22 protein-coding genes are annotated in these 25940 nt (G+C 72.0%); 13 read left to right on the top strand and 9 right to left on the bottom strand.

Annotation, left to right across the window (positions count from 1 at the left end):
* The first annotated feature begins 33 nt into the window (after positions 1-33).
* Both GQR16_RS15230 and GQR16_RS15225 read left to right on the top strand, forming a co-directional pair.
* Entirely contained in the window at positions 34-957 is a 924-nt protein-coding gene (locus tag GQR16_RS15230; protein WP_157416023.1) for a 2-hydroxyacid dehydrogenase, read from the top strand.
* Positions 958-1027: 70 nt separating this feature from the next.
* Positions 1028-1999 (top strand): serine hydrolase domain-containing protein, encoded by a 972-nt coding sequence (locus GQR16_RS15225; RefSeq protein ID WP_157416022.1) that lies wholly within the window; start codon positions 1028-1030, stop codon positions 1997-1999.
* A 111-nt stretch (positions 2000-2110) separates the two neighbouring features.
* Here GQR16_RS15225 and GQR16_RS15220 read toward each other — a convergent pair whose 3' ends face one another.
* From GQR16_RS15220 to GQR16_RS15210, 3 genes are all read right to left on the bottom strand, one after another.
* Positions 2111-3694, bottom strand: coding sequence for a serine hydrolase (locus GQR16_RS15220; RefSeq protein WP_211373539.1), 1584 nt, complete (start codon positions 3692-3694; stop codon positions 2111-2113).
* 133 nt (positions 3695-3827) lie between these two features.
* The gene (locus tag GQR16_RS15215) at positions 3828-5504 is read right to left on the bottom strand and encodes an alpha/beta hydrolase (RefSeq protein WP_157416020.1); all 1677 of its coding nucleotides are present in this window, start codon (positions 5502-5504) and stop codon (positions 3828-3830) included.
* 72 nt (positions 5505-5576) lie between these two features.
* Positions 5577-6545 (bottom strand): aldo/keto reductase, encoded by a 969-nt coding sequence (locus GQR16_RS15210; RefSeq protein ID WP_157416019.1) that lies wholly within the window; start codon positions 6543-6545, stop codon positions 5577-5579.
* 272 nt (positions 6546-6817) lie between these two features.
* Here GQR16_RS15210 and GQR16_RS15205 point away from each other — a divergent pair, with 272 nt between their 5' ends.
* Positions 6818-7732, top strand: a complete 915-nt coding sequence (locus GQR16_RS15205) for an endonuclease domain-containing protein (protein WP_157416018.1) — start codon at positions 6818-6820, stop codon at positions 7730-7732.
* A gap of 193 nt (positions 7733-7925) precedes the next feature.
* Here GQR16_RS15205 and GQR16_RS15200 read toward each other — a convergent pair whose 3' ends face one another.
* Entirely contained in the window at positions 7926-8702 is a 777-nt protein-coding gene (locus tag GQR16_RS15200) for an IclR family transcriptional regulator (protein ID WP_157416017.1), read from the bottom strand.
* A 261-nt stretch (positions 8703-8963) separates the two neighbouring features.
* Here GQR16_RS15200 and GQR16_RS15195 point away from each other — a divergent pair, with 261 nt between their 5' ends.
* Positions 8964-9554, top strand: coding sequence for a DJ-1/PfpI family protein (locus tag GQR16_RS15195; protein ID WP_157416016.1), 591 nt, complete (start codon positions 8964-8966; stop codon positions 9552-9554).
* Positions 9555-9556: 2 nt separating this feature from the next.
* Here GQR16_RS15195 and GQR16_RS15190 read toward each other — a convergent pair whose 3' ends face one another.
* Positions 9557-10060, bottom strand: a complete 504-nt coding sequence (locus GQR16_RS15190; protein ID WP_170298526.1) for a DUF1707 SHOCT-like domain-containing protein — start codon at positions 10058-10060, stop codon at positions 9557-9559.
* Positions 10061-10166: 106 nt separating this feature from the next.
* Between GQR16_RS15190 and GQR16_RS15185 the strand changes: the two genes are divergently transcribed.
* The 3 genes from GQR16_RS15185 to GQR16_RS15175 all read left to right on the top strand — a co-directional run bounded on the left by GQR16_RS15185 (position 10167) and on the right by GQR16_RS15175 (position 13651).
* Entirely contained in the window at positions 10167-11282 is a 1116-nt protein-coding gene (locus GQR16_RS15185; RefSeq protein WP_157416014.1) for an NYN domain-containing protein, read from the top strand.
* A gap of 177 nt (positions 11283-11459) precedes the next feature.
* The gene (locus tag GQR16_RS15180) at positions 11460-12287 is read left to right on the top strand and encodes a FadR/GntR family transcriptional regulator (protein ID WP_157416013.1); all 828 of its coding nucleotides are present in this window, start codon (positions 11460-11462) and stop codon (positions 12285-12287) included.
* The gene (locus GQR16_RS15175; RefSeq protein WP_157416012.1) at positions 12281-13651 is read left to right on the top strand and encodes an alpha-hydroxy acid oxidase; all 1371 of its coding nucleotides are present in this window, start codon (positions 12281-12283) and stop codon (positions 13649-13651) included. Before GQR16_RS15180 ends, GQR16_RS15175 begins: the two co-directional genes overlap by 7 nt.
* Before the next feature lie 136 nt (positions 13652-13787).
* Here the strand turns inward: GQR16_RS15175 and GQR16_RS15170 are convergent, their stop codons facing one another.
* From GQR16_RS15170 to GQR16_RS15155, 4 genes are all read right to left on the bottom strand, one after another.
* The gene (locus GQR16_RS15170; protein WP_157416011.1) at positions 13788-14243 is read right to left on the bottom strand and encodes a hypothetical protein; all 456 of its coding nucleotides are present in this window, start codon (positions 14241-14243) and stop codon (positions 13788-13790) included.
* Positions 14244-14513: 270 nt separating this feature from the next.
* On the bottom strand, positions 14514-16796 hold the full coding sequence (locus GQR16_RS15165) for a glycoside hydrolase family 3 C-terminal domain-containing protein (protein ID WP_157416010.1): 2283 nt from the start codon (positions 16794-16796) through the stop codon (positions 14514-14516).
* A 50-nt stretch (positions 16797-16846) separates the two neighbouring features.
* Entirely contained in the window at positions 16847-17623 is a 777-nt protein-coding gene (locus tag GQR16_RS15160) for a phosphatase PAP2 family protein (protein ID WP_157416009.1), read from the bottom strand.
* The gene (locus GQR16_RS15155) at positions 17623-18960 is read right to left on the bottom strand and encodes an MFS transporter (protein ID WP_157416008.1); all 1338 of its coding nucleotides are present in this window, start codon (positions 18958-18960) and stop codon (positions 17623-17625) included. Before GQR16_RS15155 ends, GQR16_RS15160 begins: the two co-directional genes overlap by 1 nt.
* Positions 18961-19068: 108 nt before the next feature.
* On the opposite strand from GQR16_RS15155, the gene GQR16_RS15150 reads away from it, so the two are divergent.
* The 6 genes from GQR16_RS15150 (at position 19069) to GQR16_RS15125 (ending at position 25844) form a co-directional block, all read left to right on the top strand.
* A complete protein-coding gene (locus GQR16_RS15150; protein ID WP_211373538.1) occupies positions 19069-19647 on the top strand; it encodes a TetR/AcrR family transcriptional regulator in 579 nt (192 codons plus the stop codon).
* 4 nt (positions 19648-19651) lie between these two features.
* Positions 19652-20866, top strand: a complete 1215-nt coding sequence (locus tag GQR16_RS15145) for an ROK family protein (protein ID WP_157416007.1) — start codon at positions 19652-19654, stop codon at positions 20864-20866.
* Between the two features lie 25 nt (positions 20867-20891).
* Complete coding sequence (locus GQR16_RS15140) at positions 20892-21410, top strand: DUF805 domain-containing protein (RefSeq protein WP_157416006.1); 519 nt, start codon at positions 20892-20894, stop codon at positions 21408-21410.
* A gap of 160 nt (positions 21411-21570) precedes the next feature.
* The gene (locus GQR16_RS15135; RefSeq protein WP_157416005.1) at positions 21571-22887 is read left to right on the top strand and encodes an MFS transporter; all 1317 of its coding nucleotides are present in this window, start codon (positions 21571-21573) and stop codon (positions 22885-22887) included.
* Positions 22888-22894: 7 nt separating this feature from the next.
* Complete coding sequence (locus GQR16_RS15130; RefSeq protein ID WP_157416004.1) at positions 22895-24442, top strand: carboxylesterase/lipase family protein; 1548 nt, start codon at positions 22895-22897, stop codon at positions 24440-24442.
* Positions 24443-24524: 82 nt separating this feature from the next.
* Positions 24525-25844: an ROK family transcriptional regulator gene (locus tag GQR16_RS15125; protein ID WP_170298525.1), complete on the top strand. Its 1320-nt coding sequence runs from the start codon at positions 24525-24527 to the stop codon at positions 25842-25844.
* Positions 25845-25940: the final 96 nt, after the last annotated feature.

Raw genomic sequence — 25940 nt, 5'->3', positions numbered from 1 at the left:
TGTCGCGGGCGGGCGTTCTGAGAGGATCGATGCATGACCGACCGCCTGCTCGTGTCCCTGCCCGGCGCAACCCTCCGCGACGCGATCGGCCCGTTGCCCGAGGGCGTCGACGTGGTGCTGTGGGATCTCAAGGAGCCCGCCCCGGCCGCGCACCTCGATCTCGTCGTGCCGCCGTACATGGGGGCATCCGGCCGTCTCGGCGCCCTCGCGGGCGTCACCACGCGGCTCGTGCAGTCGCAGTCGATCGGCTACGACGACGTCGCCGACGTGCTGCCGCCCGGCCATGTCTACGCGAACGCGGCCTCCGTGCACGAGACCTCGACCGCCGAGCTGACCCTCGCGCTCGTGCTCGCCGCCCAGCGCGGCATCCCCGACTTCGTGCGCGCGGCGGGCGAGGGCCGCTGGGCGCCCGCACGGCATGCGAGCCTCGCCGACCGGCGCGTGCTGCTCATCGGCCACGGCGGCGTGGGGCAGGCGATCGAGCAGCGGCTGCTGCCGTTCGAGGTCGAGATCACGCGCGTGGCGAGCCGCGCACGAGACGACGAGCGCGGCCGCATCCACGGCATCGACGAACTGCCCGATCTGCTGCCCCTCGCCGAGATCGTCATCGTGGGCGTTCCGCTGACCGAGGCCACGACCGACCTCGTCGACGCCCGATTCCTGTCGGCGCTGCCCGACGGAGCCCTCGTCGTGAACATCGCCCGCGGCAAGGTCGCCGACACCGCCGCGATCCTCGCAGAGGCGACCTCGGGCCGCCTGCGCTTCGCCCTCGACGTCACCGACCCCGAGCCCCTGCCCGACGGGCACCCGCTGTTCGCCCTGCCGAACGTGCTCGTCTCACCGCACGTCGGCGGCGCGTCCACCGCGATGATGCCCCGCATGGCGCGGCTCGTGCGCGACCAGATCGAGCGGATGCTGCGGGGCGACGAGCCGCGCAACGTGGTGCTGCGCACCTGAGCCGTCCGCGGCATCCGCCCCGCTCCCCGACCCGTTCCACGCAGTGCCCCGCCTGCCCCGAGAGGACCACATGCCGATCTTCGACCACGCCTTCGCCTGGGCCCGACGAAACGTCGACGACGGCCCGCTGCCGTCGGCCGTGCTCGGCATCGCGACCGGCGACGGCACCGTCGCGCTCGAGGCGTTCGGCGAGACCTCCGTCGACGACCACTACCCGCTCTTCTCGATCACGAAGCCGATCGTCGGCCTCGCCGCGCTGCACCAGATCGAGCAGGGCCGGCTCACCTCCGACACCCCGCTGGCCGACGCCGTGCCGGAGTTCGGCGCCGGCCGCGACGACGTCGTGCGGCTGCGCCACCTCGTGAGCCACACCTCGGGCATCACCGAGCCCCCGATGGACGACGTCAGAGGCCTCCGCCCCGGCCTGCTCGAGCCCGGACGCGACTTCGCCGCCGGCACCGCCAGCCGCTACTCGACCATCGCGTACGCGGGCGTCGCGGCGCTCATCGAGCACGCTTCCGGCGCACCCTGGGAACGGGCGGTCGACGCCGTCGGCGCACGCGTGGGCGCGACGGGCTTCACGTTCGACGCCGCGGCGAGCCGGCACGCGCCCGTCGACGCCGCGTCGCAGGGACTCGACTATGCTCGATTCGCCGCCCTGCGGCATCCGGGAGCCGGACTCCTCGGCCGCGCCGAAGACCTGCTCGCCGTCGGCAGCGCGCTGCTGCGCGACGACGGCACCCTCGTCTCGAAGGCCGCGAGCACCGCGATGCTGCGCCCGCTGACCGTCGGCATGCCGAAGCTCGAGCCCTACCCCGCGTCGCGCGGACAGGACTGGGGCTTCGCGTGGAACCTGCGCCACTCCTCACCCGGGCTGCTCGCGAACGACACCTACGGGCACGGCGGCTGGGCCGGCACCGAGTTCTGGATCACGCCGTCGCTCGGCATCTGCTTCGTGCTGCTCACGAACCTCGGCGGCGGCTACGGCCGCTTCGGCGTCGACGGCGATCGACTGCACAACGCGGTGGCCGCCGGGGCCTGAGCGCGGCACCGACGCCGGGCCGACGCCGGGCGGCGTGCCGGACACGCCTCGCCGCGCCCCGGGCCGACAGGTCAGCGCGCCAACGCGTGAGCGCGCCAGCGCGCCAGCACGTCAGCGCGTCCAGGTCCCGAGCCCGTTGGTGTCGAAGAACTGCAGCCGCATGGTGTCGGCCCCGCCGCCCAGCGTGAACGTCGCCGACGACTTGGATCCCCACGGCGCGTTCTCGCCCGTCGGCACGAACGCGAACTCGTCTCCGTCCCACGGCTCGAGCTCGAGCTCGTATCCGCCTTCGGGCCCGAGCTTTGCGACGAGGGCGTCGCCCTTCACAGTCACGACGGCGTCGCCGTAGTAGGGGTTCGTCCACGTGCCCGCGTACTCCTCGAGCGCGCCCGGGGCCGCGGCATCCGTCGGCTCACTCTCGTCGGAGAGGTCGCCGGCCGGCTCGTAGTAGTGCGCGAACGCCTGCCCGTAGTCGGCCAGCCAGTCGCGGTGCACCTCGCCGAACTGCACCCGGTCGAGGAAGGTGCTGACGATCGCCTCGGGCACGCCGATCGGCCCGCCGTTCGTCAGGGCGACGACCCCGAGCCCGAGGCTCGGCACGATCTGGAAGTTCGTCGCGGCGCCGAGGCAGAACGCGCCGGAGTGCGAGGCGGTCGTGTGCCCCGACGGATCGGTCCCGGTGTTGAAGCCGTAGCCGTAGAACCCCGCGCGGAACCCGGCCGCACCGGCGTTGCTCGAGACGATCTCGGGCGTCAGCGCCGGGACCAGCTGGCTCTCCGCCACGATCTCCTCACCGGAGAAGGTGCCGTTCTCGAGCAGCAACGACATCCACTTCGCGAGGTCGAGCACGTTCGAACTGACGCCGCCGGCGGGCGTCTGCGCATCGGCGTCGCGCTCGTAGAGCGGCTGGAACTTGCCGTCCTCGAGCGCGTGCAGCGTCGCCCGGTCGTCCTGCGCGAGGAAGTCCTCGTAGCGCGAGCTCGTGGAGTCCATGCCGAGCGGCCCGTACAGGGCCTCCTCCGACAGGGTCTCCCAGTCGGTGCCGACGGCGTTCGCGACCGCCTCGGCGCCGGCCGTCAGCCCGAAGTTGGCGTAGTTGTACGTCGACCGGAACGGGTCGAGCGGAACCTGGTCGAGGTGCTCCAGGATGTAGTCCCGGTCGTAGCCGATGTCCTCCAACGAGTCGCCCGCGGCCAGGGGCAGCCCCGACCGGTGCGCGAAGAGGTCGCCGACGGTCACGTGCTCGGTGACCCACGGGTCCTCGAGCGCGAACCCGGGCAGGTACTGCGCGGCCGGGGTGTCCCACGTGAGTCCGTCGCCCAACTGCGAGGCGACCACGGTCGCCGCGATCGGCTTGGACATCGAGGCGATCTGGAACACCGTGGACTCGTCGACGGGCTCGTCCTCGCCGACCTCGCGCACCCCGAACCCCTCGGCGAACAGCAGTTCGTCGCCGTGCACGACCGCCACGGCCGCGCCCGGCACCCCCGACTCGTCGAGGATCTTCTGGATGTCGCCCTCCAGCGCATCGAGCGCACCGTCGAGTCCGCCCTCGGCCACCTCGACCGCGTCACCCGGGGGCGGCCCGTCGGACGAGACGCGCGGCGCATACGGCTCGGGCTCCGGCGCACAACCTGCGAGCGTCACGGCCACGATCACGGCCACCGAGACGGCAGCACCCTTCACAATGCGCACGGCATTCCTCCCCCATCGCCCGGCTCGCCAGAGCCTCGGCTCCCCCTCGAGCCGACGACCGAAGCCTAGCGGGCGGTGCAGATCGGGGGCACGACCCCAGAAGGCCCGGGCTCCGACATCCGGCACCGCACCCCTACTCGCTGACGCTGCCGACCGGCTGCACCGCCGCGTACCCCTCGAGCACGCTCTGGATGCGTGCGAGCGCAGCGGCATCGAGCCCGCCGTCGCCCGTGACCGCCTGCCATCCGTCGAGCATGATGTCGCCGTAGTTGTGGCCGTAGCTGGCAGGCACGCCCGCGCTCACGAACATGTCGATCGCGACCTGCAGGGCGGTCACGGCCGGGATCCAGCGCATCGAGTCGCTGACGTCGTCGGAACGCTCCTCGGGGGTCAACCAGTCGGGCTCGGCCCAGATCAGCTCGAGCCCCAGCCAGGTGACGGGGTCGGTCGCGTGCTGCAGGTAGGCGACCCGCGGGGCCTGCCAGTCCGGGCCCAGCGCGTCGAAATCGCCCGGCACCGACTGCCAGCGCACCTCGCGCCCGTCGTCGACGACCGGAAGCCACTGCGGGCTGCCCGGCTCGCGCGCCGCAGTGAGGGTGCGCCACATGGTCGAGCCGTTCGGGCTGCCGACGAGGAGCGCCCCCTCGGTGCGGGCGCGCATCCGGTCGAGGTCGCCGAACGCCTCCTGCGTCCCATGCGCGCCCAGGCTCAGGCCGTACACGACGAGTTGCGGGCGGGAGGCCTCCGGCAGCGTCTCCCACTTCGCTTCGACGGCGTCGAACAGGGCGACGGATGACGCGACCGGGGCGTCCGGATCGAAGAGGAACGACACCCAGCTCGGCGTGTACGCGTACTGCGTCGACACGATCGCCGTGTCGCCGCCGTGCAGGTACTCGACCGCGTCGACGGCCTGCGGCTCGAGCCAGCCCGAACCGGTCGTCGTGGCCACCACGAGCAGCTCGCGGTCGAACGCGCCGGTGCGCTCGAGCTCGCGCACGGCGATGGCGGCGCGCTCCTCGACGGTCGGCGCGTTCGCCTGGCCGACGTAGACGCGGATCGGCTCGAGTGCGGGCCGACCCGTGAGCTCCTCGATGTCGACCGCCTTCGGACCGCCGCCGAGGAACGCGGTGCCGTGCCGGCCGACGAGGTCCCACTCGACCTCGGAGTCGGGGCCCGATGAGCGGAACGAGCTCATCGGCTCGGTCACCCACGGCGCTGCCGGGCCGTTGTTCGCGAGGTACAGCCGGTCGAGTCCGAACATCACGACGGAGACGACCGCCACGGTCGAGGCGACGACGATCGCCACCGTCACGGTCACGCCCCACGCACGCCCGAGGCGGGCCGACATTCGCATGCCGAGGCGACGTTCGGCGCGGGCGAGGGCGATGCCGATGAGCACGACCGGCACGAACCCGACGATGAAGAGCAGTCCGTCGAAGCCGTCGATCTCGGGCAGCTCGACCGTGCGTCGCACCTCGTTCTGCCATCCGACCGAGGCGATCGACAGCACGATCGCGAGCACCACGGCGGCCCCGATGTACACCCACCAGGCGATGCGGCGCCCCTTCGGAGTCGGGCGCCACCGGACGAACCGACGGATCAGCCACCAGAGGAACGTCCCGATGCCGTACCCGATGAGGAACGCGAACGCGGTGATGACGCCCTGGAGCAATGCCGGGCGCGGCAGCAGCGACGGGGTCATCGAGAGTGCGGCCGCGAGCAGCCCGATCAGGGCGCCTCCGGCGTCGAGTCTCCACCAGCGAGCGCGCACGCCGACCCCCTCCGACGTCGCCTCGGGCTGCGGCGTCACCGCATCATGGCACGGTGCGCACGCCGAACCGCGGCGACACGGGCATCCGGCGCCCGTGCCGACGCGGGAACGTCAGGCGGATGCCGCGGCGAGCGCGGCGAGCTCCTCGGCCGTCAGCTCCACCTCGAGCGAGGCGAGCAGGTCGCCCAGCTGCTCGACGCTGCGGGCGCTGGCGAGCGGAGCGACGATCGTCGGCTGCTGGCGGAGCCACGCGAGCGACACCGAGGCGACGGATGCAGCGTGCGAGGCCGCGACCGCGTCGAGCGCCGCGAGCACCCGGGCGCCGCGTTCGCCGACGTACGGTGCAGCGCCGCCCGCGCGGACGCTCGCGCCGGCGGCGGTGACATCCGCTTCGGTGCGGTACTTGCCGGCGAGGAAGCCCTTCGCGAGCGAGAAGTACGGGAAGACCGCGAGCCCCTCGCGCTCGGCCCGCTCGCGCAGCCCGTTCGTCTCGAAGTCGCGCTCGACGAGGTTGTAGTGCGGCTGCAGCGCGACCGCGCGGTGGAGGCCGTTCGCCTCGGTCACGCGGAACCACTCGTCGATGCGCTCGGGCGTGTAGTTCGAGATGCCGATCGCACGGATCTTGCCCGCGTCGACGAGCTCGGAGAAGGCCCCCACGGTCTCGTCGAGCGGAACCTCGGCGTCGTCGAAGTGGGCGTAGTAGAGGTCGATGACGTCGGTGCCGAGGCGCTGCAGCGAGGCATCCGCCGCGGCCCTGATGTTCGCGGCCGAGAGGCCCTTGAAGTCGGGGTGCGTGCTGACCTTGGTCGCGATGACCACGTCGTCGCGCGAGCCGCGCGACGCGACCCACTCGCCGATGAGGCGCTCGCTGTCGCCGCCCGTGTTGCCCGGCACCCAGGCCGAATACCCGTCGGCGGTGTCGACGAAGTTGCCGCCCCCTGCGGTGAACGCGTCGAGCACGGCGAACGTGGCGTCGCGGTCGGCGGTCCAGCCGAACACGTTCGTGCCGAGCGACAGCGGCGCGATCTCGAGGTCGGATGCGCCGATGCGGGCGCGGGCGGCGGTCGTGGTCTCGGTCATGTTGGCTCCAGCCGGGTCGGACGTCAGGGTCGGCGCCGGCGTGAGCGTGCGATCGCCGGCAGTGACCACAACGACGCTCGGATGCCGGTATTCCCGCGTTGCCCCGTGTGACGCGCCCCTGCAGTGCAGAAAATCAGGAGATCCCGGCATCCACCCCGCTGAGGAGACCTCGAGGTCGTGATCTCCTGAATTCCGGATGTCACCCACCCTGGTTTGTCCACAGCTCCCGCCTTCCCGGCCCGACCACGCCGCCGGGCGGGCAGACTCGCCCCGTGAAGGCGAACGCGGGCGTGACGGCGGTCCTGCGTCGTGCGGGCGGGGCCGCAGGATTCGCGGCGTTCGAGGCCGCCGGCGTGCCCCGAGAGGCTGTGGCGAGCGCGGTGCGCGCCGGCGCCGTGACGCGCGTCCGGAACGGTTGGTTCGCTTCGCACGATGCCCCGACCGACGTCGTACGTGCGGTCAGGGTCGGCGGCATCGCCACCGCGTCGACGGTCGCGAGGATCACCGGCCTCTGGGTTCCCGAACGAGACCGGCTGCACGTCCGCGTGGCCGCGAACTCATCGCGACTTCGCGCCCCTCACGACCGCACGCTCCCGCTCGCCGCCGACGCGCACGGCGTCTGCCTGCACTATCGGGGGCGCATCGCGGGCCTGGTCGGCCGAGATCCAGTGACGACGGCGCTCGGCGAGATGTTCGCGTGCGCGCCGACCGCCGACGCCCTCGCGGCCGTCGAGTCGGCGATCGAACGCCGTGCGCTCGATCCGGGACACCTCGACGCCGTGCGCGACGCCATGCCGCCCGGTCGGCGCGCAACGCTCGACCGGCTCGACTTCGGCGGGCAATCGGGCCTCGAGACAAAGGTGCGGTTGTTCCTGCGGAGCCGTCAGGTTCGGTTTCGCACGCAGGCCCCCATCGAGGGCGTCGGCGCCGTCGACTTCCTCGTCGGCGACCGGCTCGTCATCGAGGTCGACGGGTGGTCCTTCCACAGCTCCCGGACGGAGTTCGAGAACGATCGTCGGCGGGACTTCGAGCTCGCGACCCGTGGATATCTCGTACTGAGGCTCAGCTACCGGCAGGTCGCCCACGACTGGGACCGCACCGCTGCGGGAATCCTCGCACTGCTCGGCCGCCGAGAGCACCGGTGGCGCATCGGTCGGGCGGGCATCGGGCCCTTCCCGTCGATCTGATTTCCGCCCGCTCCCACCACCGCGCTGCCCTGCTCTGGTCCGCGGCGCAGGCCACAGAAATTCAGGAGATCTCGCGCTCGACGTCGCTCAGGGGGCGTCGGGGCCCGGATCTCCTGAATTTCGGATGCCGCGCACGGCCGCAGGCTCGGGTCGCGGGCGCCGCATGGCGCGGGCCGCGCGTCGCGCGACGCGCTCAGCCTGCCAGGCGCGCCGAGACCTGCCAGGCGCCGCGGCGCACCGCGCGCTCGAGCTGCGTGGAGCGGGCCGCGAAGTCCTTGGCCTGCACCGACACCGAGACGGCTCCGACGGTGCGACCGGCGGCCGAGCGCACGGGGGCCGCGATGCACGCGAGCTTCGGCAGGTACTCCTCGATCTCGACGGCGACCTGCTGCGCGCGGATCTCGTCGAGCTGGTCGTTCAGCACCGCGGCATCCGTGATGCTCGAGGCCGTGAGGCGGGCGGGCGAGTGCCGCTCGAGGAAGCGCGCGACCGCGGCGTCGTCGCGCGAGGCGAGCATGAGCTTGCCGAACGCCGTCGTGTGCGACGCCTCCGAGAAGCCGACGTGCAACTGGCCGATGCGGGGGTGCGCGACCGAGTCCTCGATGTGCGCGACCGCGATGTCGTCGCCGCGGAACACCGTGAGGTACGCGGGCGCGCCGACGGCGTCGTGCATGGCGCGCAGCACCTGCCGCACGGGGTCGGTCGCCACGAGCTGGTACTGCAGCGCGCGCCCGAGCTGATCGACGGTGCGGCCGAGGATGTAGCGGTGCTCGCCCGTCTGTCGCGCCAGGTAGTCCTGCCGGTGCAGCGTCGCGAGCAGGCGGTACGTGGTCGACTGCCCGAGGCCGAGCGAGCTCGCGATCTCGGCCGCCGTGAGCCCGGTCGGCGCCGCGCCGACGAGCTCGAGGATGCGCAGCACGCGCTCGGCCGACTGGATGCCCGCGCCGCCGTGGCGCTCCTCTGCGCTCATGCCCCGATGCTACGCCGGGACCCCGGCCCGGCGACACGGCCGGATCGGCCCGACCCGCACCGATCCGGGGCGTTTTCGCACATAGTGCGAACCCGACGTGACGCGGGGCCGCCGGCAGGCGCAGAGTCGGGCCGACGGCCGCTCGCGAGGGCGGCGTCGCCCGGGTCGCCGACCCGCGGCATCCGATCGGCGCAGTGCAGCGCGACGCAGTGCAACGCGACACCCGCAGCGCCGACGAACCAGACCAACGGAGGTCCCCTCATGACCAAGATCCTCATCATCACCGGCGACGCGGCCGAGACGCTCGAGGTGCTCTACCCCTACGAACGACTCAAGGAGGAGGGCTTCGAGGTGCTCATCGGCGCCCCCGAGGCGCGCAAGCTCCAGTTCGTCGTGCACGACTTCGTCGACGGCTTCGACACGTACACCGAGAAGCTCGGCCACACCTGGCCGGCGGATGTCGCGCTCGCCGACGTCGACCCCGCCGACTACGCGGCGATCGTGATCCCGGGCGGGCGCGCCCCCGAGTACCTGCGCAACAACGAGGACGCGAAGCGCATCGTGCGCCACTTCTTCGAGACGGATGCCCCGGTCGCGGCCACCTGCCACGGCCCGCTGCTGCTCGCGGCCGCCGGGGTGCTCGCCGGGCGCACCTCGTCGATCTACCCCGAGCTCGCGATCGACCTCGAGGTCGTCGGCGCCGCGTTCGAGAACGGCGGCGGCGTGGTCGACGGCAACCTCGTCACGTCGCGCGCGTGGCCCGACAACGGCACGTGGATGAAGGCATTCCTCGGCGTGCTGGCCGAGGCGGGGGTTCGCGCGGAGGGCGAGCTCGCCGCGGCATCCGCCTGACGTCAGCGCGTGCGGCGCCCGTCGGCCCCCGGGCCGTAGATGACGATGCCCGCGATGGGCACGAGCAGCCACCAGACCCACGACCAGGCCCAGCCGCCGAGGAACCCGCTCAGCAGGAACAGGATGAGCGCGACGAACGGCACGAGGGCCATGATCGTGGCGCCGACGCGACCGCCGAGCGCGCGCGTGCCGCCGGAGGCCGCGGCGTCGAAGTCGGGGTCGGTGAAGGTCGCCGGGCGTGCAACCGGGTCGCCGGGGTCGGCCGAGCCGTAGCGGGCGCCCGGCGACCCCGGCGCAGGCGGCGTCTCGGCGGGCAGGTCGGCGAAGAGCGGCACGAGGTCGCCGCGCGTGACGGCGGAACGTGCGCTCGCCGCCCGCTCGCCGTACTCGGTCGCCGACAGGCGTCCGGACGAGTGGTCGTCGGCGAGGCGGGCGACCGCACGCTCGCGCTCGGCGTCGCTGAGACGCAGGCCGGGCTGCGCGGGGTTCGCGTATTCGTCGCTCATAGGCCCAGTGTGGCCGAGCACGGGCGCCCGGCCAACCCCTCGGGCACCGGTGCTCGCACAGGTCGGCGGCGTAGCATCGGAGGCACACCCTCGATGGAAGGTCTCCATGCCCATCTCGGCAGAACCCCGCGTGGCCCTGTACTTCGACTTCGACAACATCGTCATCTCGCGCTACGACCAACTGCACGGCGACAGCCAGTACCGACGCGACACCTCGCGCCGGAAGACCGTCACCCCCGGGTCCGAGACGGCCGAGCGTCTGACGCAGGCCACGGTCGACGTCGACGCCGTGCTCGACTTCGCCGCCACGTTCGGCACCATCGCGATCGCCCGCGCGTACGCCGACTGGTCGACGCCCGTGAACGCCAGCTACCGCGGACAGCTCATCGACCGCGCCGTCGACCTCGTGCAGCTGTTCCCGCTCTCGGCGACGAAGAACGGCGCCGACATCCGGCTCGCGGTCGACGCGATCGAGGACATGTTCCGCATCGACGACCTCACGCACATCGTGATCGTCGCGGGCGACTCCGACTACGTCGCGCTCGCGCAGAAGGCCAAGCGCCTCGGCCGATACGTCGTCGGCATCGGCGTCGCGGGCGGCACGAGCCGCGCCCTCACGGCGGCCTGCGACGAGTACGCCGACTACGACGCGCTGCTCTCGACCGACGACTCGGTCGATCAGGTGGCGGATGCCGCAGAGCCGGCGCCCGTGGCCTCCAGCCGCCGCGGCTCGAAGAAGCCCGCCTCGAAGAGCGCCGACGCGGCGGCACCGGCGGATGCCGCCGCCGACGCCGATCCCGACCAGGCCGATGCCGCCGATGCCGCGGCCGCCCCCGCCAAGCGCACGAATCGCCGCGCGAAGTCGGGCGGAGCCGCCACGAAGGCCGCGACATCCGCCGTCGACGACGAGATCTTCGTGCCGGCGACCACCGGGCCGCGAGGCGTGCCCAGCGTCGCGTTCATGTCGCCCGACGCCTCGGCTCCGACGCGCAACCCCGGGCGCCTGCTCGTCAAGGCGCTCGAGCTGCTGCGCGCGAAGAACGACGACGAATGGCAGTCGTCCGGCGCCGTGAAGAACCAGATGCTGCGCATGGACCCCTCGTTCCAGGAGCGGCGTCTCGGCTTCGGTTCGTTCACGGACTTCCTGAAGTCGCGCGCCGGCGTCGTCGAGGTCGACGAGTCGGGCCGCGGACGCGTGCGCATCCGCCCCGAGAAGGACTGACGCGGAGCTCGCCTCCTCCTGCTCCTCCCCTCCGCGTCCGCTCGGCCGTGAGTGGGCGGTCTCGGCGCGCCTGCACATCCGGACGGCGCCGGTTTCGCCCACTCGCCAATCCCTCGGTGTGGTCTGACCACACGTGCTACTGTGGTCAGACCACACCGGCAGCGCAGAGGGAGGCCTGTGACGAACGACACCGAGAGCCCCCGTGCCTGGCGCACGGTGCTCGAGCACGTCGAGCGACGCCTGCTCGACGGCGACCTGCGCCCCGGCGACCGGCTGCCCGGCGAGCGCGCGCTCGCCACCGACCTCGGCGTCGGACGCTCGAGCGTTCGCGAGGCGGTGCGCGTGCTCGAGGCCATGGGGCTGATCCGCACGGCCTCCGGCTCCGGCCCGAACGCTGGCGCCATCATCATCGCGACGCCCGGCGGCGCCATGAGCGCCCTCATGCGCCTGCAGGTCGCGGCCCACGGCTTCCCGGTCGCCGACATCGTGCGCACCCGGCTCATCCTCGAGACCTCGGTCGCGGGCGAGCTCGCCGAGCGCGGTGGCGCCGGCCTCGAGACGCCGCGCTCCTCGACCGGCGCGACCGGCGCATCCACGACGACCGGCGAGCCCGGCGCGAGCGCTGCCGACCTCACCTCCGCCGACGCCCTCCTCGACGCCATGGACTCCCCCGACCTCGACCCGTCGGAGTTCCTCGCGCTCGACGCCGCCTTCCACCTGGCGCTGGCCGAGGCATCCGGAAACCAGGTGATCATCGCGACGATGGCGGGCCTGCGCAGCGGCATCGAGGGCTACGCGCTCGACGGCCTAGCGCGCATCGTCGACTGGCCCGCGACATCCGCCCGACTGCGCCGCGAGCACCGCGGCATCGTCGAGGCGATCCGAGCGACGGATGCCGCGGCCGCCCGCACCCGAACCCACGACCACATCTCGGGGTACTACGCCGAGACGATGCCCGAACCCCAGATCGACCCCCACGCCCTCGAGGAGACCAGCTCATGGTGAAGCGCCAGTTCCCGAATCCGAAAGAGCTCGCGCAGCTCATGAAGTTCAAGACGCCCACGCTCGACCCGACCGACCGTCGGCTCGAGAAGGCGCTCACGATCGCCGACCTGCGCGACATCGCGAAGCGCCGCACGCCGAAGGCCGCGTTCGACTACACCGAGGGCGCCGCCGAGGGCGAGCTGTCGCTGGCGCGGGCGCGTCAGGCGTTCCAGGACGTCGAGTTCCACCCGTCGATCCTGCGCAGCGTGCCCGTGGTCGACACGACCCGCGAGGTGCTCGGCGGCACGAGCGCGCTGCCGTTCGGCATCGCCCCGACCGGCTTCACCCGGCTCATGCAGACCGAGGGCGAGATCGCGGGTGCCGGCGCGGCCGGTGCCGCTGGCATCCCGTTCACGCTGTCGACGCTCGGCACCACGTCGATCGAAGACGTCAAGGCCGCGAACCCGACCGGCCGCAACTGGTTCCAGCTGTACGTCATGCGCGAGCGGGAGATCTCGTACGAGCTCACGCGTCGCGCGGCCTCGGCCGGCTTCGACACGATCTTCTTCACGGTCGACACGCCCGTCGCGGGCGCGCGCCTGCGCGACAAGCGCAACGGCTTCTCGATCCCGCCGCAGCTCACCCCGGGCACGATCATCAACGCGATCCCGCGGCCCGCCTGGTGGATCAACTTCCTCACGACCCCGCCGCTCGAGTTCGCGTCGCTGTCGACGACCGGCGGCACCGTCGGCGAGCTGCTCGACTCCGCGATGGACCCGACGATCTCGTTCGACGACCTCGACATCATCCGCTCGATGTGGCCCGGCAAGATCGTCGTCAAGGGCGTGCAGAACGTCGAAGACGCGCGCCTGCTCGCCGACCGCGGCGTCGACGGCATCGTGCTCTCGAACCACGGCGGGCGCCAGCTCGACCGTGCGCCGATCCCGTTCCACCTGCTGCCGCACGTCGTGCGCGAGGTCGGCTCCGACCTGGAGGTGCACGTCGACACCGGCATCATGAACGGCGCCGACATCGTGGCATCGGTCGCCCTCGGCGCACGCTTCACGCTCATCGGTCGCGCGTACCTCTACGGCCTGATGGCCGGCGGGCGTCGTGGCGTCGACAAGACGATCTCGATCCTGAAGGGCGAGGTCGAGCGCACGATGAAGCTGCTCGAGGTCGCCACCCTCGACGAGCTCGGCCCCCAGCACGTCACCCAGCTCACGCGCATGGTGCCGATCGCCAAGCCATTGGCGGATGCCGCGGCGCAGGCCGTCGCGACCGCCAAGCCGAAGACGACGCGCAGCCCGCGCACGCCTGCGGCGGCGAAGCCCGCAGCGACCGCGACCAAGCCCGCCGCGAAGAAGCCGTCGGTCAAGCAGTGAGCACCCCGCCGGTCGAGTAGCGAAGCGTATCGAGACCAGCGACCCGAGCAGAGTCGGGTCTCGATACGGCGCCGGCGCGCCTACTCGACCGGCGAGTCTTGGCGCGCGGCGAGGTCTCGAGACGGCTCTGGCGCGCCTACTCGGTCGTCGACTTCGCTGCGAGCGCGTCGGCGTGCTTCTGCCAGGCCTTCGCCGAGGAGTCGGCCCAGCGGTCGATCTTCTTGGCCGCAGCTCGCCGCTGCTTCGCCTCGAGGGCGATCGCGAGCTGGTTGAGCTTCGCCGCGGCATCCGCCTGCTTGCGTTCGTCTGCATCGCCGGATGCCGCGGCCCGCGTCGAGGCGCCGACCAGGCGCCGCGTGGCCCGATGCGCCAGCCTGACCGATTCGCGCGGGCGGCTCTTGCGCAGCTCGCGGGCGATGCGCACGTCGGCCTGCGCGTCGGCCGTCAGCGCCGCGAACCGTTCCGCACCGGCCCGCGTGAGGCTCTCACCGACCTTGCGTGCGCGCTTGGCGGCGCGACGGGCTTCGCGCACGGCCCGCCTCGCCTCGGCGCGGGCGGACTTGCGCGCGGCCTCGACCTTCGTGAGCGGCATGCGGTTCCCCCTCCGTCTGCTCCGGCCAGTCTTGCACCGGGCGGCTCGGCGCGACAGGGGGTTGCGGCGACCCGCATGACGCCCGCACGACGCCCATGCCCACGTCGAGAAGTCGCGAATGGTCGACATCCCGGGCGGATGACGACCATGTGCGACGTCTCGACGTCGCGGCCGAGCGCAGCGCATCCCGGGCCGGAGACGACGGTGCCTCGCCGCTCGCCGCAAGACGAGAGACGGGGCACCGTGAACCGCGGAGCGGGGGTCGCGAGGTTACGCGTCCTGCCCGTTCGAGGCCGCGATGAGCCGCTCGACCTGGTCCATCGTGACCGGCATGCCGGGGAACGACGCGAGGCGGCCGATCGGGAACGAGGCCATCATCTTGAACATCGACGGGTCGGCCATGATCGCGCCGGCCGGGTTCGCGCCGCCGTCGCCCTCGACGCCGCCCGTGAAGGCCTGCATGATGATCGGGCCGGCGACGGGGTGCGCGATGAGCTCGCCGATCGACGAGTTCATCGAGAGCGGCGCCTGCACGGCATCGCCCTCGACGCCGACGGTCGCGGTGGTGCGGATGTCGCGGCTCGACGATCCGATCGAGACCGTGTACGTGCCGCCCTCGACGACCCACTCGTCGACGCGCGTGTCCCAGTGCGCGAGGTCCTTGCGACGCAGGAGCACCTCGACCTCGCGGGACTCCCCTGCGGCGAGCGCGACCTTGGCGAAGCCCTTGAGCTCGCGGGGTGCGCGCACGACCGACGAGCCTTCGACCGAGGAGTAGACCTGCACGATCTCGGCGCCGTCGCGGTCGCCCGTGTTCGTCACGGTGACCCGAACGGCGATGCCCTCGGCCGAGGCGGTCGCCGCGGCATCCGCATACTCGAAGCTCGTGTACGAGAGGCCGTGGCCGAACGGGTAGGTGACCTCGAGGTCGCGCGCGTCGTACCAGCGGTAGCCGACGAAGAGGCCCTCGCCGTAGCGCACGTGCGAGTGCTCGCCCGGGAAGTCGAGGTACGCGGGGCTGTCGGCCAGGCGCACCGGGATCGTCTCGGTGAGACGGCCCGACGGGTTGACGACGCCGTACAGCACGTCGGCGACCGCGCCGCCGCCGGCCTGGCCGAGCAGCCAGCCCTCGACGATCGCGGGCACGCGGTCGGCGAAGCCCGAGAGGCGTACGACGCCGCCGTTCGAGAGCACGACGACGACGTTCGCGTTCACGGCGAGCACGGCGTCGAGCAGCTCGAGCTGGGCTGCGGGCAGTTCGAGGTCGTCGCGGTCGAAGCCCTCCGACTCCTGCGCGGCCGGCACGCCGAGGAACAGCAGCACGGTCGAGGCTGCGGATGCCGCGGCGACCGCCTCGGCGGTGAGCTCGTCCGAGCTCGACCCGTCGTCGCCGTACCCGGCCGCGAATGCGACCTCGGTCGAGGCGAGCACGCGGATCTCGTCGAGCGCGTTGTCGAGCTTCGTCGGGTTGATCTGCGAGGAGCCGGCGCCCTGGTAGCGGGGAGTGCGGGCGAGCTCGCCGATGACAGCGACCGAGGCGTCGGCCGCGAGGGGCAGCACGCCGTCGTTCTTCAGCAGCACGATCGACGCGGCCGCGACCTCGCGGGCGAGGGCGTGGTGCGTGTCGACGTCGTAGGTCGCGTCGGCGCGGGCGTTGCGCACGGCCTTCTGCACGAGCTCGACGTTGCGGAGCGCGGCGAGGTCGAGCGCGGCCTCGTCGAGCGTTCCGTCCTGCACGGCGGCGACGAGCTGCGCGTCGGTGCGGCCGGCGCTCGCGGGCATCTCGAGGTCGAGGCCGGCGACGAGGCCGGTGACGCGGTGGTTCACGGCGCCCCAGTCCGAGACGACGAGGCCCTCGAAGCCCCACTCGTCGCGCAGCACCTTGGTGAGCAGCCACGGGTCCTCCGACGTGTAGACGCCGTTGAGCCGGTTGTAGGAGCACATGACGGTCCAGGGCTGCTCGTCCTCGACGACGCGCTGGAATCCGCGCAGGTAGATCTCGCGCAGGGGGCGCTCGTCGATGTCGGCCGAGACTCGCATGCGGTCGGCCTCCTGGTTGTTCGCCGCGAAGTGCTTCAGCGAGGCGCCCACGCCCTGCGACTGCAGGCCGCGCACGAGCGCCGAGCCGAGCACGCCCGAGACGATCGGGTCCTCGGAGAGGTACTCGAAGTTGCGGCCGCAGAGCGGCGAGCGCTTGATGTTGATGCCGGGGCCGAGGAGCACGCCGACGCCCTCGGCCTGCGCCTCCTCGCCGAGTGCCGTGCCGACGCGCTCGAGCAGTTCGGGGTCGAACGACGACCCGAGCGCGACGGCGGGCGGGAAGCACGTGGCCGGCACGCTGTCGCCGATGCCGAGGTGGTCGCTGTCCGCGCGCTGCAGGCGGACGCCGTGGGGGCCGTCGGTCAGCAGGATCGAGGGCAGGCCCACGCGGTCGACCGACTTCGTGGTCCAGAAGTCGGCACCGCTCGTGAGCGACGCCTTCTCCTCGGTGGTCAGGTCGGCGACGACATCCGCGGCGGACGTCTCGACGGCGGTGTTGATCGTGTCGGTCATGGTGCTCCTTCACTGTGCCGGCGATGGGCGCCGGCGTCTTTGGTACGGGTCTAGATGGTGGCCGGTGCGCCGGCCGGGCTCGACGGCGTCGACGCTGCGGTGCTCGCCGCACGACGGAACAGCGGCTTGCCGTAGTCCTTCGTGAGCAGGTTCGCGAAGAGCCACCAGATGATCAGCGTCGCGCTGGCGCCGCCGATGATGCCGAAGACCGCATCCGAGAACCAGTGCGCGTTGATGAGGGTGCGCTGCCAGATCATGCCGAGGCCGATGAACGCGGCGACGAACCACCACACGAACCGCTTCGCGGGCGGCAGCACGGCGGCGACGGCGATGATCAGGATGCCGGCGCTCACGCTGTGCCCCGAGGGGAACGAGCCGTGGTCGACCGAGAAGAGCGGGCCGAACAGTCCGTTCGCGGGGTCGTCGGCCGGGCGGGGCCGATCGACGAGGTTCTTCGTCACCTGCGACACGATCATGTTGCCGACGAGCACCGAGGTGAGCCAGAACAGGCCGGTGCGCCAGCGGCGGATCACGAAGAGCCAGATCGGGATGATCAGGATCGTGAGCGCGAATCCGGGCAGTTCGCCGAGGTACTGGAAGAACATCGGCACGATCCAGCTGACCTGGTCGAGGGCCGACGCGCCGATGAGCGCGCGCCAGGCGTCGTCGAGCGGCTGGGTGAACGGCGCCTCGACGTTCTGGAACACGGCGAAGCCGAAGGCGATGAAGAGCGCGAGGCCGATGAGCCCGGAGACGAGCAGCGCGCGAGGGCGCTTGGCCGGGGACGGGGACACGACGGGGTTCGTCGCGGTCGAGACATCCGTCATCACTTCACCGCCTTGATGGGCCAGACCGCGAACGCGCCGAGGACCGAGAGCACGATGCCCACGGGGAAGAGCGCGGCGTAGCCGAACGAGAGCACGATGGCGCCGGCGACGCCCGGGGCGAGGGTCTGCGGCAGCGTCGCGGCGATGTTGACGACGCCGAGGTCCTTCGCGAACGACTTCGCCGAGGGCAGCACCTCGCTCATGAGCGCGGTGTCGACGGCCTGGAACATGCCGAAGCCGAGGCCGGAGACGAAGGTGAAGACCATCCACGCGGTGAGGTCGGGCCAGACCCACGGCACGACGAGCGCGAGACCCGTGACCACCGAAGAGATGAACACGAAGGGCTTGCGGCGGCCCACCTTGTCGGAGAGCGGACCAGACACGATCGTGGCCGAGAGGATGCCGACGAGGCTGATCAGGCCGAGCATGGGGATGATCGTCTCGGGCTTCTCGACCCCGAAGTAGTCGGTGAGCAGGTAGAGCTGGAAGCCGGTCACGGCGAAGTAGCCGGTGTAGAGCAGCAGGCGACCGGTGAACGCCCAGAAGAAGTCGGGGTGCTTGACCGGGTTCACCCAGAACGTGCGCAGGAAGTCGGCGAACCGGAACGGCTCGGGCTCGAGCTCCTTCGAGGAGTGGTCCGGGTTGAAGACGAGGAACAGCGTGAGGATCACGAGCGAGAATGCCGCGAAGGTCACGTAGCCGGCCGTGATGCTGTTGAAGAACAGCGAGCCGACGATCTGCCCGCCGAGGGCGCCGACCATGAGGCCGATGCCCGAGAGGGCGGCGAAGGTGCCCCGTCGCTTGAGCGGCACACGGTCGGGCATGATCGCGCTGAGCGGGCCCTGCGCGATGTTGTAGGTGATCTGCACGAGGCTCCACGCGATCACGACGCCCACCAGCGAGTCCGCGAACGCGAGCCCGACGAGCGAGAGGCCGCCGGCGAGTGCGCCGATGAAGATCCAGGGTGCGCGCCGGCCGAACCGCGAGCGGGTGCGATCGGAGATCTGCCCGGCGATCGGCTGGGCGAGCATCGAGCAGAACGCGCCGATGGTCGCCACGAGCGTGAGGTTCGCGACCTTGTCGGCCTCGCCGAACAGCAACGAGATCTGGGCCGGGAGCAGGATGCCGGGAACCGCGCCCCAGATGAGGAAGATGCCGAGGTTGGCGGGGATGATCCACCCGAGCAGGCGGCGCACGCCCTTGATCGGGGCAGGCGGATCCTCGTTGCCGGCTGCCTCCTCGACGAAGGCGAGGGCGTCGTCGACTGCGGAGTCGGCTGCGGAGTCGGCTGCCGCGGGTTCGGGCGAGGGTTCGACCGGTGATGCTGGGGAAGACATCGTCGTCATGGGCTGTGGGTCCTCTCGGAGCCTCTTCATCGAGGCATTTCGCAAAACCATACTTCGCTCGGTTTTGGATTGCAAGGCCGGGATCCGTAGCATTTGCCTATGGCTCAACGAGGTTCGTACGCAAAAGGCATCGCCAAGCGCGAGGAGATCCTCACCACTGCGCTCGACGTGATCGCACGCAACGGGTACCGCCGCACGAGCGTCAAGGAGCTCGCCGACGCGGTCGAGCTCAGCCAGGCCGGCCTGCTGCACTACTTCTCGTCGAAGGAGGAGCTCTTCCAGGAGGTGCTCCGCAAGCGCGACGAGGTCGACATGGCCACCTACGGGCTCAAGGTCGATCGCCCGATCGAGTCGTTCATCGACGTGATCCGGCACAACAGCGAGGTGCCGGGGCTCGTGCAGCTCTACGCGCAGCTCTCGACCGAGGCCGTCGACACCGCCCACCCGGCGCACGACTTCTTCGTCGAGCGCTACGTGGAGTTCCGGGCCACGTTCGGCGGCATGCTCCGCGAGGAGCAGCAGGCCGGCCGGCTCGACCCCGAGCTCGACATCGAGCGCATCGCCAACCTGTTCCTCGCGGCCGCCGACGGCCTGCAGACCCAGTGGATGCTCGACCCCTCCATCGACATGGCCGAGCACATCGCCTACCTCTGGCAGCTCATCACCAGGCAGGGCTGACCGGATGCCGCGGGCAGCGCGTTCGCTCGTCTCGGGCGACGTCCGGCGGCACAACCTGACCCTCGTGCTCGACCACCTCGTCGCGTCGGGTCCGAGCGCGCGCAGCGAGATCGCCGCGGCGACCGGACTCACACGGGGTGCGGTGACGGCGCTCGCGACGGCCCTGTCAGCGGCGGGCGTGGTGCGCGAGTCGAACCCGACGCAGACCGGCCGCGGACGGCCGATCACCCGGCTCGAGCTGGCGGCCGACACCGTCGCCGTGCTCGTCGCCCAGGTCGACGCGGATACCGCGACCGCGCTGCTCACGAACCTGGCCGGCGATGAACTGCACCGGGTCGAACGTCGTCACGGGCGCCCGATGGGCGCTCCCGACGCGGTGCTGGACGTGCTCGGCGAGGTGACCCGCGATGCGCTCCGCGCCGCTGCAGAGCTCGGACGCCGCGTCGTCGAGGTGCCGGTCGTCGTCTTCGCCCCGGTCGGCGGCGAGCCGCCGGTCGTCCTCGCTGACACCGACCTCGGCTGGGGGGTCGTCGACCTGCTCGGCGGGCTGCGCGCCCGCGTGCCCGAACTACCCGGAGTCGTGACCCTCGCCTCCGACGGCTGGCTCGCCGCGCGCGCCGAACGCTCGCTCCTCGACGGCGTCGACGACCTCGTCTACCTCAAGTCCAACTCGGGCATCGGCGGCGCGATCATCGCCGGCGGCCGGGTCGTCGAGGGAGCGCACGGCGTCGGAGCCTCGCTCGGGCATCTCGCCCTCATCCCCGACGGGCCGGCCTGCGAATGCGGGCAGACCGGATGCCTCGTCACGATCGCCGGGCCCGACGCACTGCTCGAGCGCGCGGGCCTCACCCGGCTCGTGGGCGAACACGGCCTCGCTGCCGCACTCGACGAGTTCTCCCGTCGCGTCGACACCGGCGAACCCGCCGCGACCGCCGCGTGGGACGCCGCGCTGCCCTGGATCGCCCGCGCCCTCCAGGTGCTCTCGCTCGCGACGGATCCGTCGACCATCGTCATCGGCGGGTTCTGGGCGGCGCGCACCCCATCGATCGAGCGGGCCTTCCGTGCCAACCGGCCCGCGGTGGCCGCGGCGTTCGGCGGGCCGGCATCCGAGATCCCGATCGTGTCGGCCGGGCGACTCGGCACCGACGCGGCCCTCCTCGGCGCCGCGTGGGCGGCCCGCGACCGCCTTCTCGCCGACCCGTCGCGACTCGGCGTCTGAACGTCACCCGACCTTGGAGACCACGATGACCACGCTCGCATCGGCCCCGCCCCGGGTCGCGGAAGCCGCACCCCTCGACCTCCCGCTGTACGGCGCGACGTTCGGGCAATCGGTCTCGAGGTTCTTCCGGAACTACGCGCGATTCTCCGGCCGGGCGAGCCGGTCGGAGTTCTGGTGGGCCTACCTGTTCCAGTCGATCATCGGGGCCGCGCTGGGAGTCCTGCTCGGCATCGCCCTGATCATCGGGATGGCGGCCGTGGTCGCGTCGGCGGTGCAGGGCAACACCGAGACCTCGGGCGTGTTCGACGTGCCGCAGTTGACCATCGACCTCGCGGTCGCGATCGGCGTGCCGATCATCATCAGTTTCGTCCTGCTGCTGCCGCTCCTCGTGCCGTCGATCGCGGTGACCGTGCGGCGGCTGCACGACACGAATCGATCCGGATGGTGGTACCTGCTCTCGCTGGTACCGGTGGGCGGCTACGCGGTGCTGGTCTTCGCCGTCCTCGAGCCCGACCCCGACGGAGCGCGCTTCGACGCTCGGTGATCGCCGCGATCCTCGGCGGCCGGCCGCGGGCCGTCGCGCCCATTTAGTTCAACGGTTGAATTCTTTGCGGGAACGGCGCATACTCATCACCGAGCGCCGTTCGGTTTTGCCGAGACGCGCTCGTCCCTCCCCCAGGTCGTTCTCAACGAAGAGGAGCCTCATGTCGATCCAGCCCGCCGCCTCCGGCGACCCCACCTCCCTCATCGCCCCCACCGGCGCCATCTCCGCGACCGGACCCGTCGCCGGCGAACCGCCGCAGAGTCCGCCGCCGACGAGAGCACTGCTGCCCGGCATCCTCGTCACGGCGCTCACGCTGTTCGCCACGTACGGCGGCCTGATCGCGATCCTCCTGCCGACCCAGATCGCGCTTCTCGACGAGGAGAACAAGGTCGCGAACCTCGCGATCGTCACGACCGTGTCGTTCGTGTTCACGCTCTTCGCCCAGCCCATCGTCGGCGCCTTCTCCGACCGCACGCGCTCGCGCTTCGGCCGACGCACGCCGTGGATGGTCGGCGGCGCGCTCGTCGGCGGCCTGTTCCTGCTCGGACTCGGCTCGCTCACCTCGCTCCTCTGGATCACTGTGTTCTGGGTGATCATCCAGGTCGCGCTGAACGGTCTGCAGGGGCCGCTCAGTGCGCTCACGCCCGACCGGTTCCCGCGCGAGAAGCGCGGTGCGGCGAGCGCGATGTTCGGCATCGGCACCCAGGTCGGCATGACCCTCGGCATCATGGTCGCGAGCGTGTTCGCGGCGAACCTCGGCGTCGGCTACTCGGCCTTCGGCATCGCGGTGATCGTCGTGACCGTGCTCTTCGTGGTCGTCAACCGCGACTGGTCGTCGAAGGACGCCGTCGTGCCGGCGTGGAGCTGGAGGCGCTTCTTCGCCGGATTCTGGATCGACCCGCGCAAGCACCCCGACTTCGCCTGGGCCTTCGCGGCCCGATTCCTGCTCGTGCTCGGCTACTTCGTGGTCACCGCGTTCCAGCTGTACATCCTCACCGACTACATCGGCGTCCCCGTCGCCGAGGCGCCGGGTGCCGTGCTCACCCTCACCCTCGCGGCCTTCGTGCCCACCCTCATCGCCATCGGCGTCTCCGGATGGTGGAGCGACCGCATCGGCCGTCGCAAGGTCTTCATCTACGCGGCATCCGCCATCATGGTGCTCGGCCTCGTGGCGCCGGTGCTCATGCCGAACATGACGGGCATGATCGTCATGAGCGTCATCAACGGCGTCGGGTTCGGGGTCTACATGTCGGTCGATGCGGCACTCATGACCGAGGTGCTGCCCGCCGGCGGCGCGGGAGCCGGCAAGGACCTCGGCATCCTGAACATCGCCACGAACATCCCGCAGGCGATGAGCCCCGCGATCGCCGGCCTCATCATCGGCGCGTTCGGCGGGTACCCGATGCTCTTCGTCTTCGGCATCGTCGCGGTCGTCGCGGCGGCCTTCGTCCTCCTGCCCATCAAGAGCGTCCGATAGGAACCCCATGACCGACCGATCCACCGCCACCGCCACCACCGCGAGCGGGAGCCGCTCCGCCTCCACCTCCCCCTCCCCCTCCGACTTCGTCGAGGTCGGCACCGAGGCCGGCGTCGTGCGCGGCGCCTGGCGCGGCGAACCGGGTTCGCCCGAGGCATCCGCCGCCTTCCTCGGCATTCCCTTCGCCGAGCCGCCGGTGGGCGCCCTGCGATTCGCGGCCCCCGTGCCGAAGGCGCCATGGGAGGGCGTGCGCGACGCGCTCGAGTTCGGCGCGACCGCGCAGCGCGGCGACCCCGGCGTGACGCTCATCCCGGAGCCGAGCGTGCCGGGCGAGTCCACGCTGAACGTGAACGTGTTCACGCCGTCGCCCGCGACGCCCGAGAGCGGCACCGACGGCCTGCCCGTGCTCGTGTGGATCCACGGCGGCGGCTACTTCGCAGGCTCCCCCGCGAGCCTCTGGTACGACGGCGGCCGGTTCAACCGCGACGGCGTCGTGACGGTGACGATCTCGTACCGTCTCGGCTTCGACGGCTTCGGATGGATCGCGGATGCCCCGAGCAACCGCGGCGTGCGCGACTGGCTGCTCGCGCTCGAGTGGGTGCAGCGCAACATCGCGGCGTTCGGCGGCGACCCGTCGCGCGTGAGCATCGCCGGGCAGTCGGCCGGCGGCGGGGCCGTGCTCACGCTGCTCGGCATGGAGGCCGCGCAGCACCTGTTCCACGGGGTCTACGCGATCTCGGGTGCGCTGGCCGATGTCGCCCCGGAGCGCAGCGAGGCCTTCGGCCGCGAGCTCGCGGCCACGGCGGGGGTCGAACCGACCCGGGCGGGCTTCGGGTCGCTGAGCGAGGAGCGCGTGCTCGAGCTGCAGAAGAAGGCGACCGACCTCGGCGCGGCCGGGCTCCAGGACGTGATCGAGCACGGGCTGCCCCTCGGGCCCGCCGTCGACGGCGAGCTCATCCTCCGGCCGACGCGCGAGTCGTTGATCGCCGGGGTGGGCGCCGACAAGCCGCTCGTCCTCGGTGCGACCGACGACGAGTTCACGATGGCCTTCGCCGAGGCCGAGAAGAAGCTCCGGTGGGTGCCGAAGTCGATCGTGCTGCGCAAGCTCGGCCTGCCGAAGGCCGCGCAGAAGGCCTACCTCGCCGCGAACGCCGACGTCGCTGCGAAGGGCACGGCACGCATCGCGGGCCGGCTGCTCACCGACCGGATGTTCCGCTCGGCGGTGGTCGCGCTCGCCGCCCTGCGCGGCGATGCCCCGACCTGGGTGTACCGGTTCTCGTGGCCGTCCGGCACGTTCGGCTTCGCCGAGCACTGCCTCGACGTGCCGTTCTTCTTCGACTGCCTCGACTCGATCGCGATCGAACCGCTCGCTGGCCCGAACCCGCCGCAGGGCCTCGCCGACGAGGTGCACGGCGGCGCCGTCGCGTTCGTCGCGACGGGCGAGCCCGGCTGGCCGCGGTACACGGATGCCGCGCGCACGACGCGCGTGTACGACACGCCGTCGAGCGTGGTCGCCGACGGGTACGCCTCGGTGCGGTCGCTCCTGGGCGCCTGATCGGTCCGAACTCCCGGCCTCCCGGACTCGGCCCCCGAACGGGGTACGTGACCGGGAGGCCGTGCGGGTTCATGCTTGCGTCATGACACCCGGCGATACGACGGTCCCGACCATCACCGGCCCCCTCGACCTCCATCGCGAACAATCGGCCCGTGTGGTCGAGCACCTCGTTACCCACGGCACGGCGACCCGCAGCGAACTCGTGAATGCCACGGGCCTCGGCCGCGGCACCATCGCGGGCCTGACGGCACGCCTGCTCGACGCCGGCGTGATCCGCGAATCGGGCGACGCGCACGGCGACGGCCGCTCGACGCCGCTCGCCCTCACCGGCGGCGACCGCGTGCTCGTGACGGCACGGCTCTCGCTCGATGCGGCGATCGCGACCGTCTCGAGTCTCGCCGGCGACGAGGAGGCCCGCTTCAGCGAGCCGATCGTGGCCGCCGCGTCCGCCACGACGAGCGGCGCCGGGGCGACCGGCGCGCCCCCGGCGACCGGTCCGATCGGCCTGGCGGGCGCGACCCGCTCGGGAACCGATTCGACGCCCGAAGCGCTCACCCCGCTCGCCGTCGTACTCGCCCGCGCGATCGCCCGCGCAGAGCGGGCAGCGCATCGCATCGCCGACATCACGGTGCTCGTCGACGGCGCCGTCGTCGGGTCGCCGTCGGTCGTGGTCACCGACGCCAGGTTCGGCGCCGAACCGGTCGACGTGCTCGGCGGACTGCGGTCGCTGATCCCCTCGCTCGCCGAGATCGAACGACTGCTGCCGCTGCCGATGCAGGTCGTGCCAGCCGCCGTGGCCGCGGCGAGCGTCGAGCTCGACGCCCTGCCCGGCATCGCCGACGTGCTCTACCTCGACGGCGACACGGCGGTCTCGGCCGCGGCCCTCGCCTCCGGACGCCCATTGCTCGGCGCGCACGGACTCGGTGCCACGTTCGGGCACCTGCCGATCGTGCCGGGCGGACTGCGCTGCCGGTGCGGGCAGCAGGGCTGTCTCGCGACCGTCGCCGCGCCCGACGTCGTGCTCGAACGCGCCGGGCTGGCTGCGTTCGCCGCCGCGAACGGCCGTGCCGAGGCCATCGACGAACTCGTGCTGCGCATCGCAGAGGCCGAGGACCGCGCCCGCTGGTCGTGGCTCGACGCCGCCCACTGGATCGGTCGCACCCTGCAGATCGTCGTGCCGACCCTCGACCCGGCGGTCGTCGTGATCGGCGGCTACTGGGGCGGGCTCGTCGGCGACATCCAGACCGCACTGCAGGGCAACCGGCCGACGGTCGGCAACGGCGCGATCAGTGCGATCCCGGCGTTCTCACGCGCGGTCGGCGGGCCGGATGCCGCGCTCGTCGGCGCCCGACGGCAGGCGCGCGAGCGGCTGATCGCCGACCCGCTGCTGCTCGTCGGCTGAGCCCGCGCGGGCGTCGGCGCGCACGCGGCGGACGACACCCGACGTCACGGAGCACGGGTTCGGGAATGTCTTCGGCACGATCGCGATTGCACCCTT

It is taken from the genome of Agromyces allii, from assembly GCF_009749385.1.
Taxonomy (GTDB): Bacteria; Actinomycetota; Actinomycetes; order Actinomycetales; family Microbacteriaceae; genus Agromyces; species Agromyces allii.
The sequence above is the reverse complement of the archived record's forward strand: the minus strand, read 5'-3'. Positions and strand labels throughout refer to the sequence as shown.